The sequence below is a fragment of the Methanopyrus sp. KOL6 genome (assembly GCF_002201915.1).
Lineage (GTDB): Archaea > JAADCQ01 > Methanopyri > Methanopyrales > Methanopyraceae > Methanopyrus.
Genome location: NZ_CP019470.1, coordinates 850252 through 862425, shown reverse-complemented (window position 1 = coordinate 862425; position 12174 = coordinate 850252). Strand labels below are relative to the sequence as shown.

The window sequence follows — 12174 nt, the reverse complement described above, 5'->3', positions numbered from 1 at the left end:
CGACTGGAGGTGGTGATGGGTTGCTCGATACGGTCAAAGATTATATGAGTGGTGTAATCAAGAGAAAAGCTAAACGGGGCAATCTTGACATTGCAATGCTGATTGACGGGCCGAATATGCTCCGTAAGGAGTTCGATGTCAGTTTGAAAGAGGTCAGAGAATTAGTCGAAGAATTGGGTAATATTAGAGTAGGATTGGCGTTCCTGAACCAATACGCTTCGGACAAACTTATTGAAGCTGTGGCCAACCAGGGTTTTGTTCCTAGAGTGATTCCGGGAGACGTTGATGTGTACTTAGCGGTCGAGGCAATGGAACTTATCTACAGCGATAACGTCGACGCAATCGCACTAATGACGCGTGATACTGACTTTCTTCCGATTATAGCAAAAGCAAAAGAACAGGGTAAAGTCACCATTGTAATAGGAGCAGATCCAGGATTTAGTACAGCACTACAAAATGCGGCAGATTATGTAATTAAGCTTAAACCGCGCAAGGAGAGGGAAGCAGAAGAGAAAGAAGAAAGCCCTGAAGAAGCTGAGGCTGCGGTGAGTGATGAATGATTAAAACCATAAGAACTCCGGTAGGCAAGTTCGAGCTGTTGGTAGATTCTTACCAGCTCGACCTGCTCCGTGACGTAAGACGCGTTTCTGTCTTCACCTCAATGGTGGCGGAAGTCGTAGAGGGCACCTTCGCGGACCTTGGAGCTGGTACAGGACCATTATCGGTGGTCGCAGCCCACGCTGGCGCCGAGCGCGTTATCGCCGTGGAGAAGAACCCCAAACGAGCCAGACTTCTCGAGAAGAACCTCAGGAAACACGTCCCACGCGACGTGGAATGGGAGGTAGTGATAGGAGACGCGCAGGAGGTGGACGTGAACGCCGATGTGGTAGCATGCGAGATGATCGACACTCTGCTCCTAGAGGAAAAGTTCGTACCCGTCATCAACACCGTTCTCGAAAAATATGAACCGAATATCGTACCACAGGAAGTGCGGATTGGGGCGAATCCCATCGGCCGACCGCCTAGGACGCTGAGATATCGGTCTGGTCTCCCGGAAGATATTGAACCACTAGAGGTAATCCGGACCGATAAGTCCATCCCAGAAAAGTTCGAGTACGAAACTCCGGAGCCGGGATACGAGTTCTTTACTTGGGTGGAATACGGAGGGACAATCGCGGGTGGCAGCGATGTGTTCTGTCCCGTCCTCGAGCTCCCAACACCCGGTGACGTGTTGATCGGCGTTCGCGGAGCTGGGTTGACTTCACTCCGCTCACACACCCCTAAGCATCAGGACCACGCCTAGAGCTATGAGAATTCCTGCAATCACCCACTGAATCGTCGCCGCCCTCTTTCTCCTACGTTCGTATTCCCTTCGGCACTTCTCGCTGCAAAATCGCTCCCCTTCAGGGATTGCAGCACCACAAACGATACAGTGGGAGTGGGGAGGTACGTGCTCCGCCAAAACCCTTCACCCCTCGATTATCGTCCCGTTATGACAACCTCGAACCACGTTCTCCAACCCGCGGGACCGGAAGTCCTCCCACGAGACCACGTGCGTGACGATTTGACCCCTTCTTATCATCTTGGCGGCGAGGGGATCCACCACGAAGCTTCCACCAGCCTTAAGCTCAGCGCGAACTGCCAGTTCTTCCAGCTCCTCAGGCTTCAGCTCCCGAAGCTTGCGTGCATCTGGTTCGCTGGGGTCTTTATCGTACACTCCATCAACGTTAGTGACGATGACGAGAGGACTCTCGAGCAGCTCCGCGATCATGGCCGCTACGGCGTCGGTTGTATGGCCGGGATGTGTACCACCGCAGACTGCCACACCGTTTTGCTGGACTACTCTCGCGGCTTCTGCTGGGGTCTCAGGCACGTGCAGATCGTGCAGACCCAACGCTGCCCCTAGAAGCATCGCGTTCAGCCGGGTAACGGCGATACCCATCTCGTCAAGTAGAGTTTCCGGTGTCCCGAGATTTCGCGCTACGTTTATGTACCGACGAGCGGTTGGCCCACCACCGACGACGACGCATATCTTCAGTCCGGAATTGAGCCCATTTCGCAAGATTTCGGCGGTTTCCTTGATGCGTTCAGGTTTATCCACGTTTACAACCGAGCCCCCCAGCGCTACGACCGAATACATGCTATCTCACCCCGGGGGGTGTTCACGCTGGCCGAATCGTCCACGGTCGAAAGATATAGGTTCAGGAAGATGATAGAGAAACTGGAAAACCTGCGCGGACAAGGCACCGAACTCATCACGATTTACATTCCACCGGAGAAACGTCTGAGCGACGTCATCGCTCAGATGCGGGAGGAGTACTCTCAAGCCAGCAACATCAAGAGCAAACGCACCAGAAAGAACGTCCAATCAGCTATCGAGGTCGTGATGCAGCGTCTCAAGATGGTCGGAGAAACCCCGGAAAACGGACTCGTAGTTCTCGCTGGTGTCGTCCAGGATGGTACCAAAGAGAAGATGGTCGCTGAGCTGATCGAACCGCCCGAGCCCGTGGACCGATTCATCTACTGGTGTGACTCGAAATTCTACCTGGAACCCCTCAAGGAATACCTCGAAGAGAAGGACGTCTACGGAATTCTGGTAATGGATCGCCGGGAAGCCACAATAGGTCTCGTGAAGGGTAAGAGAATCGAACCCGTGAAGAGGCTAACGTCCGACGTACCTGGCAAGCACAAGGCCGGAGGTCAATCTCAGCGTAGGTTCGACCGGCTGATCGAGCACGCCGCCCACGAGTTTTACCAGAAGGTGGGAGAAGCCGCCCGCGAGGCTTTCGAAGACGTGAAAGATCTGAAGGGGATCATCGTCGGAGGTCCGGGTCCCACGAAGGAGGAGTTCCTGGACGGTGACTACCTCCCCAAGGACCTGAAGGAAAAGGTACTCACCGTAGTGGACGTCGGCAACACTGACGAGTCCGGGCTCCGGGAGGCCCTGAACAAAGCAGAAGAAGCGCTTAAGGAGGTCGAGCTAGTCCGGGAGAAGCGCCTCGTGCGAAAATTCATGGATGAGGCTGTGAACGGTGAGCTCGCGGCGTATGGAGAGGAAGTTGACGAACTCCTCAAAATGGGCGCCGTAGAGGTACTGCTGGTTTCCGAGAGTCTTGAGGGGTACAAGGCAACCCTACGATGTCCGGAGTGCGGGCACAAGAACATCGTTACGGTGAAGGAGAAAGGCGAGGCGAAGAAATACGTGGAAGAGTGTCCGAAATGTGGGGAAGCAGAGCTCAACGTGGAAGAAATCAGAGATATAGTAGATTACTACGTGGAACTGGCCGAACAGATGGGATCCAACGTCGAGATCATCTCAACCGAGACCGAAGAGGGCGCTCAGTTTTATAACGCGTTCAGGGGACTCGGAGCCCTGCTCAGGTTCCGACCCAAGTGAAGGGGTTCGCCCACGTTGGCCGAGGAAACCACACCTCGTGACCCGTTTTCGGTTACAATTCGCACCATAAGAACGTCGATCCGGGACGCGATCTCGTCCGTGTACGAAGTAGACGAGCTGATAGAAGTCCCCATTGACGAAGCCCCACCCGTCGAGGATGCCGATCTGGCCACTCCGGTGGCACTCTCCCTAGCCAAAGAGCTTGACGAGAACCCCAGAGAGCTGGCCGAAACGATCGTCGAGGAGTCTGACCTAGACGACGTGGTGTTCGTGGAAAAAGCATGGGTGGAAGACCCAGGCTTCATCAATTTGAAGTTCGACAGGTCCCAGTACGCGGCGCTGACGCTCAGGTCAATATTCTACTACGGAGAAGAGTACGGATCGCTCGACCTCGGTATGGGTCGCCCAGTAATCTTGGAGCACACTAGCGCGAACCCCAACGGTCCTTTGCACATTGGACACGGTAGAAACGCTGTCATCGGGGACATCCTAGCGAGGTGCATGGTCTTCACGAACTACGGAGTGGAAGTGCAGTATTACGTGAACGATATGGGTAAGCAGATCGCGATGCTCGCGTGGAAGTACATAAAGGAAGGGCGACCCGAAGTACCTGAGAGCGAAAAACCCGATGAGTTCTTCGGTAAACTGTACACCGAAGCCGCACGTGAGATCGAGGAAGATCCCGAACTGGAGGAAGTAGTTGAGAGGTTCCTGAGATCGTATGAACGTTACCTGGTGGAAGAAGAATCTCGGGCGGAGCGCATCGCCGACGCGTTCCAGACCGTAGTAGAGGAGTGTCTGAGAGGGCACATCCAAACGCTGGAGCGCCTCCGGGTAGCACATGACCGATTCGTGTACGAAAGCGAGTTCGCACGTGATGCACTGGAGATCGTGGAGAAGCTGCTGGATATGGGAGTCGCGGAGGAGCGCGAGGATGGAGCCGTGGTAGTCGACCTGGAAGACTACGGAATTGACAAGGAGCTCGTACTCACGCGCAGCGATGGCACTACACTGTACACCACCCGTGACATCGCCTACCACCTCTGGAAGCTCGGACGAGCCACGTTCGTGGTGGACGTGTTAGGAGCGGATCACAAGTTAGCAGTCGAACAGCTACGGGCCGTACTGGACATGCTCGAGGAAAACCCCGACCGTATCGACGTGGTGTTTTACGAGTTCATTCGTCTGCCGGAAGGATCGATGTCTACTAGAAAGGGTAGATACGTGACGCTCGACGAGTTCCTGGAGGAGGCCAAGGAGCGCGCACTCGAGAAGATGAAGGCAGCGGGTGTGGCGGAGGAACTTAGCGACGAGGAGCGAGAGAAGATCGCGGAGGAGATCGCCATAGGGGCCGTACGCTTCGCTATCGCCAGAGTGAGTCCCAACAAACCGATCGAGTTCGACTGGGATGAAGCCCTCGACTTCCGTCGTGGTGGACCGTTTATCCAGTACGCTTACGCGAGGGCCAAGTCGATCCTCCGAAAGGCAGACGAGGAGGTGAACCGCTTCGATGCAGCGTACTTGGACGACGATCACTCGTTCGAGTTGATCCTCAAGATGTCAAAGTTCCCACGACACGTAGTCCAGTGCGTGCGCAAGCGGCGCCCGGACATCCTCGCCGAGTACGCGTACGATCTAGCGAAGGCGTTTCACACGTTCTACGAGGAGGTTCCCGTGCTACACGTCGAAGAAGACGAGATCCGGAAGGCGCGACTGAAGCTCGTAGAGGCATTCACGATCGTGGCGGAGAATCTGATGAATCTGCTCGGAATTCCGACGCTGGAGCGGATGTAATGTGACTCCTTCCCCCAATCCAGTTGTTATGGAAATCGTGACGATTGTACCCATGGCATGAAATTCACCACGGAGCATTGCCGATCTCTGTTCAAATGTTATGGTTTTTATAACAATTGAATTGTTTGGTGGGCCGGCCGGGATTTGAACCCGGGACCACGGGATTAAAAGTCCCGCGCTCTAGCCAGACTGAGCTGCCGGCCCGACCCGAACCGGATCACCCTCAAGGACCTATATAGAAATTTCGGGTCTGGATCGAGCCCGATACCTCGACTCTCCGTCACGGGGAGAACGTAATTAAGGAGCTAATGAGTCGGCGGTGCTCAGGGGGCCAGACTTCGCAAAAGATGACTCCCGTCTGGGTCCCCCGGGGGAGAAGGCCGTCGCCTGTCGGTGATCCCGGGGCCGGAGGACGGGGGACACCCCCTCACTGGTTATCTTCGGGGAGAATGAACCGTGGAGGAGAGGGAACTTCGAGATCTCGTCCGTAGGTACGCTCTGGAAAACGCGGCCCGGTACGGTGGAAAGGCGAATCCAAACGCGGTGATGAAGAAGATCATGAAAGAGCACGAAGAGCTACGTCCTAGGGCGAAAGATGTCCTGAAGACCGTCAAAGAAGTGATTCGCGAAATCAACCGAATGTCCGAGGAAGAAATCAGACGCGAGCTGGAAGAACTCGGAGGACCGCGCGAAGACGAAGTCCGGGGCAAGGAAGGACTCAAACCTCTTCCCGGAGCTGAACCGGGGAACGTCCGCCTCCGGTTCGCGCCGAATCCTTCAGGTCCCCTCCACATGGGTCACGCCCGTGCCGCAGTGCTTAACGACGAGTACGCTAGAAGGTACGACGGTACGTTAGTCCTCCGGATTGAAGACACCGACCCGCGTCGCGTGGATCCTGAAGCCTACGACATGATCGAGGAGGATCTGGATTGGCTCGGAGTTAACATCGACGAACGGTACATTCAATCTAACAGAGTAGAACTGTATTACATGGTCTGCGAGGATCTACTAGAGCGGGGAGGGGCATACGTTTGTACCTGTGATCCAGACGAGTTTCGGAGGCTCCGCGACGCGGGACAAGCTTGCCCGTGCCGCTCTCGGGATAGGAGGGAAAACCTTGAGCTCTGGGAAGAGATGTTAGACGGTGCTTTCTCGGAAGGAGAAGCCGTCGTACGGGTTAAAACTGAAGTTGATCACCCGGATCCTGCGGTGAGGGAGTGGGTAGCGTTCAGGATCGTCGAAAAAGAGCACCCGATAACAGGTTCTCGTTACCTCGTGTGGCCGACGATGAACTTCGCCGTCGCTGTGGACGATCATCTCATGAACATCACGCATGTACTTCGCGGGAAGGATCACGAATCCAACACACGACGTCAGAAGTACGTATTCGAGCACCTGGGGTGGGAGACTCCGGAATACGTTCACTACGGGATTCTGAAGGTTGAAGGTGCTGTGCTAAGCACCTCCGAGATCCGTCGTGGGATCGATTCAGGGAAGTACACCGGGTGGGATGACGTCCGAGTGGCTACCTTACGCGCCCTCCGACGTCGAGGTATCAGGCCGGAAGCAATACGTAAGACCATCCTCGAGATCGGCTTAACCGACGTGGACGCGACGTTCAGCTGGGAACATCTCTACGCTCGGAACCGTAAGATGATCGACCCTGAGTCTCACCGGTACTTCTTCGTTCGTGATCCGGTCGAACTACGGATCGAAGGGATGAAGGAGTCGGTCCTGGCCCAACTGCCTCTACACCCAGATCGGGATGAAGGGGAAAGGGTGTTAATTCTACACCCTGAGAACGGCGTGGCCCGAGCACTGTTGGACAGTGAAGACGCAGAAGATCTGTGGGAAGGAGACGTAGTTCGGCTGATGAACGCAATCAACGTCGAGATTGAGGAAGTCGGAGACGGATGGTTGCGAGGTAGGTATCACAGCGATGATTACCGGACCGCGAGAGAGGCAGGTGCTCAAATCGTCCACTGGGTACCGCCCGACCAGGCAGTACGGTGCGAAGTCGTACGCCCGGACGGTAGCGTCGAGAGGGGATACGCCGAAATTAATGTTGAGCGCGAACAGGCCGGCAACACCGTTCAGTTCGAACGGCTGTACTTCGTCCGACTCGAAGAAGTCTCCAGCGGTGGAGTTAGGGCCGTATACGCACATGACTAGCCACCCCTCCAGCATAGCACTTTCCGGCGGCAAGGACAGTGTGGCAACGCTGATAGACGCCGCCGACAGGTGGAACGTTAAGGCAGCCATAACAGTAGTCCACGAGTTTACCGATAAGGCGTGTTTAGAGAACGCCCGAAGAGCTGCGGAACACGTCGGAGTGGATCACGAGGTGGTCAAGCTACGACTTCGAGAATGGTTCGCGCGAGCTCTGAAGGAAGGACACCCTATATGTACGAAGTGTGGTAGAAGCGTCCTGACCGCCGCGTGCCTTCGCGCCCGTGAACTAGGATACGCAACTGTCCTCACCGGTCACGAGCTCCGCGGGAAATTCGGGAGGCGTACGACCCATCCCTACCCTCCGGGGATCACCGTGGTCCGGTACCCGGCACTCCGTCGGTGGACATGGGAGGACATCCGCGATATCGTGAGCGGTTTGAGCTGGTTCAACCCCGAGTACACGTGTCCGATCCGTCCGTACGGCGTGCACAGGTTCATAGAGGAGGTCGGGTACAATCCACTGACTGGTCGCGCATGTACTATCATGCTGGAAGGTGTGGCGACACCTAAAGAAGCCCTAGCGTACCTCCGGGAGACGGAAACTCCGGAGAAGGACCCGGAACGTGTGCTGGAGATCCTGGGGTTGGAAGAGAAAGCAGCGTTCCCAAACGGTATCCCGGACGGACCTAGAGATGAAGACGAAATCGTCCGAGACCTCACATACCGGCTACTCATGTACGCACGTCAAGCCCTGAAGTCGCTGGTACACGGAACACTTAACAGGGTCGAGCGGAGGGAGAGGTTCGCGCAACTGTACTTCGTAATGTCGGAGTACGGGAAAATCGACGACAGATTGGAAAACATCGATATCGAAGCGTTCGTACGGTTAGCGACCGGCGACGGGAAGGAAGCCGAGCGACTTCTTCACGACGTTAAAAAGCTCATGAGGTCGATACTAGCCGAGTACGGTCGAACGATACCGGGAGCGCGACCGTGATCCCCGACAAGTTCAACTCACCACGTCCCCAGCCCCTCGGTGGGGTACGCGGTTGGCCGAGCTTCCCTGGTCGACCGTTCTCGTGATCGGGGTCTGTGGGCCCGTATGCAATCTAGCGGCCCGAGTCCTCGCGGAGCGCGGATACGATGTGATCGCGTCGGATCTTCGGGATGAGTGCGAATTCGCCGAGATGCTTCTAGAATACAGCAATGTGGAGCTCGTGTTGGGTGATCATCCGCCAGAAGTCTTCGAGCGGGCCGAAGTCTTGGTACCTCCTCCGAGCCTACCACGCGACGCTAAGCCGTATCGACTGGCCGAGGATCACGGCTGCGAGATCGTGGAAGTGAAGGAGCTTCTCAGCATATTACCGCCCACACGACCGGTGATAGGAGTCGGTGGTACCAACGGGAAGACCACTACTGTGGAGATGATCAGGCACGTGTGCGAGCAGCTCGGGCTCGAGGTCCCGCACCACGGTCTGCCTGGTATGCAAGGGAACGTCGGATTACTCCCCCCACTTCAGGCGCGTCTCCCAGGAGACGTCAGCGTCTTAGAGATAGCGACTTTCGGGAGGAAAGGGGAGATCCTGGAAGCCGCGGAGTTATCCCAAGTGGAGTGCGTCTGCGTTACCAACATCACTCCAGACCATCTGAACGAAGCGGGCGATTTCCTGACGTACGCCAGATGTGAAGCAGAACTGTTGGAACCGGACACCGTCGAGCTAGCCGTGCTGAACGCTCAAGACCCACTGGTAGTTGGTGCTCCCGAGGTGGCGGATTTCAACGGTGATATTGTATACTACGGGTTGGACGCGGAACCGTTCGGTACCTCGGAAAAAGAGTGCTGGTGCGGCGGACACGTTGAAGTCCATGAGATCCTCCCCTGGGTTGGTCCGTTCAAATGCCGAAAGTGTGGCCTGCGATCTCCCGAACCGGACTACCTAGCTACGGACGTTGACCTGTCCGGGTTCCGACTAATCTGTCCCGACGGGGAGTACGAGGTTCGACTACCCGTAATGGGGCTCCACAACGCTTACAACGCCCTCGCGGCGATAGCCGTCTGCTCCGAGTTCTTGGGACTTGATGTGGAGGATGTGATAGAGGTACTACAGTCCTTCGAAGGAGTCGAGGGTAGGTTGGAAGTACTTTGGGACAATGATGAGCGAGTCGTGATATTGGACTACGGACATAATCCCGCCGGCGTGGACGCGACGTTGAGATGCGTGAAGGAGGCTTACCGGGAGCAGCGCGTCTGCGCGGTAATCGCCGTAGCTTCGGAGCTGGGACCGGAAGGAGACGAAGAGATCCTCAGAAGAGCCGCGGACCTCGCCGATCTAGTAATTGTGGCGTCGTACGCGGCGTACGAAGTCACGGACCGCATAGACACCGACAATGTGATCGTAGCGGAGAGCGCCACCAAGCCGTTCGAGAAGAAGGGCACACTCGGCGCCTCTCGAGAGCAGGTGTTGGACGGTCTCAAGGAGGCGCTCCGCTCGGACTGCGAAGTTGTAGTGTTGTTCGGAGAGGCTCCACTGAAGTATCGAGAGGAGATCTCGGAAGAAGTCGAGCAAGTGCTGGGGGGAAAAAAGTGAAGGTACTCTTCGTCGGCGTGAGACTCTTTCGAGACGTGGCGGAGTACGCCGGCTCTACGGGAGTGTACCGCATACTCACCGAGTCGAACCCGAGGAGCAAGAACTGGGAGCTGGCGGATGAAGTGCACTTCGTGCCGCGCGGTATGGAACACCCGACGAGAATCGCCCGCGAGCGGCGCGTAGACAGTGTAGTGCCACTCATCGGTGTGGACGATCCGCTGCCGGAAGTGGGGAAAATGAAAGAAGAATTGGAAGACGAAGGTATCCGTGTTACAGCGTCTGACCGCAAGGGCGTTGAGATCGGGATCGATAAAGTGAAGGCGAAACGCGTCTTCGAAGAACTGAACGTACCGACGCCTGAATGGGAAGTAGTCGAGAACGAGAGGCCATCGATCGGTCCGCCGGTAGTCGTGAAAGATCCACGGTCGCAAGCAGGCCTTGGAGTTACGGTCCACGAGACGCAAAAGCCGAGAGTGGCGGGATGTAAGCTGGTGGAGGAGTTCATCGAGGGTGCAGAAGTTTCGATCGAAGTTCTATCTTGGGACGGTGAGGTAGTACCGCTGGTCCCGGTGTTCAAAGGATCCACGACGGACCGTCGTCATCCAATCGATCGCATGCGGATGAGCCCGGCCCCGATCGACTCGTCCGTAGAGCGCAGGATAAAGAGGTGCGCGGTAAGGGTAGTGAAACGCCTAGGATTAGAAGGCAGCGTGGACTTCGACGTGGTAGTCCGGGAAAACGAGTTCTGGTTCCTCGAGTTCAACCCGAGACCCAGCGGCACCAGATATATGACGTCCGGATGCACGGGAATATGGCCGCTCCGTGAGCTAGTCGATATGGCGACCGACCGATGGAGACCACCGAAGGTAAGGAAACTATGGTGTGCCATCGAGTGCCCCGTTTGGCGCCCTACGGACAAAGATACACTGCGTGAGATGTTCGACGGCGGAGTGTACCACGTGTTCTACGAGTACTACGGACGATTCGACGTAGGTGGTCGTATCACCGTGAGGGGGGACTCTTTTAAAGGAGCCTTCACGAGGCTCCGCTTAGCGCTCAAGGCTGCAGGAGCGGACGTGAAGCGGGCCGAGCGCGAGTATCGGCTGAGGCTTAGGGAGGTCGAGGAGTACTTGTGACCGTGGGGATCGGACGATGATCATCGAGACATTCACACTTTCCGTAGTAACCTCGGCAGTAACGGTTGGATTACTCCGAAGGTATATGCGAGAAGCTAGCGTAGTAGACCGCCCGATCGTAACGGAACACGCTCATAAGTCCGGCACGCCCATCATGGGAGGTTTAGGTATCTTACTGGGGACGGCGTCCGGTCCCCTCCTAGCTTCCATCCAGGCGCTCCCTCCTATAGCTTCAGCGCTCCCCATGATGGTGCTGGGAATAGTGGACGACCTGCTCGGATTGCGGGTGGAGGAGTTCCAAAAGGTCGTGAGGAACGTCTCGAATCGGCCGATCGAGCTGGGAAGACTAATACTGCAACCGGGTGAGGAAGCGCGTGTAGCCACGGAGAAAGCGAAGCGTGATCTTGAGAGGATACTTGAAGAGGACCCGAATGCCATCGAGATCGTCGGTGAGGTGCCTATCAAGAAAGAATTGAGAGAACGCGAGAAACTCGCACTACAGATAGGTGCCGCCCTCTTTGTTCTCCCTATCATACCAGCTACATGGCTCTGGATACCCAAGGTCGGCGTTTGGGATCTCTCGTACCTTTTCTACCCGGTCGCGGTGTTCGGGATCGTCGGCGCCACAAACGCCGTGAACCTCATCGACGGAATGGACGGTCTGGCCGCCGGGCTACTGCTCCTGGCCTCGCTGGCCTGCTCCGGAGTATGCCTGGGACAGGGTCAGCTTCCTGGTGCTGCCTTCTTCGCATCACTTGCCGGAGCGTCCTTGGGTTTCCTGTTCCATAACAGATATCCTGCTAAGATATTCATGGGAGACACGGGGAGTTGCTTCTTAGGGGCAGCTTACGCGGCAGGGGCGCTGTACTACAAGATCGAGATACCCGCTATGATCGCCCTAGGAGTCCCAATTTTGTCCACGCTCATCAGCCTGCTCCACCGAGCCGGCGTGATCCGGTTGACTGTGGAACCTCTCCACCACCATATCCAGTACAAGTACGACCTACCCGAACCCGTGGTTGTAGCGCTTCATTGGACTGTCGGAGCTGTGTTCGCCGCAGTGGCACTCCGGATTTCTGTGGGGTGA

Annotated in this window: 11 protein-coding genes and 1 tRNA gene; 9 read left to right on the top strand and 3 right to left on the bottom strand. The window is 56.3% G+C overall.

The features are described from left to right. Window positions 1–20: 20 nt before the first annotated feature. Both BW919_RS04800 and BW919_RS04795 read left to right on the top strand, forming a co-directional pair. Window positions 21–560, top strand: a complete 540-nt coding sequence (locus tag BW919_RS04800; protein ID WP_088335902.1) for a TIGR00288 family NYN domain-containing protein — start codon at window positions 21–23, stop codon at window positions 558–560. Next, the gene (locus BW919_RS04795) at window positions 557–1303 is read left to right on the top strand and encodes an RsmD family RNA methyltransferase (protein ID WP_088335901.1); all 747 of its coding nucleotides are present in this window, start codon (window positions 557–559) and stop codon (window positions 1301–1303) included. The genes BW919_RS04800 and BW919_RS04795 overlap by 4 nt, the downstream gene beginning before the upstream one ends. Here BW919_RS04795 and BW919_RS08140 read toward each other — a convergent pair. Further along, a complete protein-coding gene (locus tag BW919_RS08140) occupies window positions 1271–1462 on the bottom strand; it encodes a DUF2116 family Zn-ribbon domain-containing protein (RefSeq protein ID WP_088335900.1) in 192 nt (63 codons plus the stop codon). The two genes, BW919_RS04795 and BW919_RS08140, sit on opposite strands and share 33 nt — an antisense overlap. A 6-nt stretch (window positions 1463–1468) precedes the next feature. Next, complete coding sequence (gene pyrH, locus BW919_RS04785) at window positions 1469–2140, bottom strand: UMP kinase (protein ID WP_088335899.1); 672 nt, start codon at window positions 2138–2140, stop codon at window positions 1469–1471. Between the two features lie 27 nt (window positions 2141–2167). On the opposite strand from pyrH, the gene prf1 reads away from it, so the two are divergent. Continuing rightward, the gene (gene prf1 / locus BW919_RS04780) at window positions 2168–3397 is read left to right on the top strand and encodes a peptide chain release factor aRF-1 (RefSeq protein WP_088336499.1); all 1230 of its coding nucleotides are present in this window, start codon (window positions 2168–2170) and stop codon (window positions 3395–3397) included. A 15-nt stretch (window positions 3398–3412) separates the two neighbouring features. Continuing rightward, entirely contained in the window at window positions 3413–5191 is a 1779-nt protein-coding gene (gene argS / locus BW919_RS04775; RefSeq protein WP_088335898.1) for an arginine--tRNA ligase, read from the top strand. Between the two features lie 126 nt (window positions 5192–5317). Here argS and BW919_RS04770 read toward each other — a convergent pair. Continuing rightward, window positions 5318–5395: transfer RNA gene (locus BW919_RS04770), tRNA-Lys, on the bottom strand. Window positions 5396–5647: 252 nt separating this feature from the next. Between BW919_RS04770 and BW919_RS04765 the strand changes: the two genes are divergently transcribed. From BW919_RS04765 to BW919_RS04745, 5 genes are read left to right on the top strand one after another with little or no spacing between them, the layout of a single operon-like run. Continuing rightward, entirely contained in the window at window positions 5648–7363 is a 1716-nt protein-coding gene (locus BW919_RS04765; protein ID WP_088335897.1) for a glutamate--tRNA ligase, read from the top strand. After that, window positions 7356–8360 carry a 7-cyano-7-deazaguanine synthase gene (locus BW919_RS04760; RefSeq protein ID WP_198324565.1) on the top strand — a complete coding sequence of 335 codons (1005 nt, stop codon included), beginning with the start codon at window positions 7356–7358 and terminating at the stop codon, window positions 8358–8360. Before BW919_RS04765 ends, BW919_RS04760 begins: the two co-directional genes overlap by 8 nt. A gap of 52 nt (window positions 8361–8412) precedes the next feature. Next, window positions 8413–9951 carry a Mur ligase family protein gene (locus BW919_RS04755; RefSeq protein WP_088335895.1) on the top strand — a complete coding sequence of 513 codons (1539 nt, stop codon included), beginning with the start codon at window positions 8413–8415 and terminating at the stop codon, window positions 9949–9951. Next, complete coding sequence (locus BW919_RS04750; protein WP_088335894.1) at window positions 9948–11087, top strand: acetyl-CoA carboxylase biotin carboxylase subunit family protein; 1140 nt, start codon at window positions 9948–9950, stop codon at window positions 11085–11087. The genes BW919_RS04755 and BW919_RS04750 overlap by 4 nt, the downstream gene beginning before the upstream one ends. A 16-nt stretch (window positions 11088–11103) precedes the next feature. Beyond that, entirely contained in the window at window positions 11104–12174 is a 1071-nt protein-coding gene (locus BW919_RS04745) for a phospho-N-acetylmuramoyl-pentapeptide-transferase (protein ID WP_088335893.1), read from the top strand.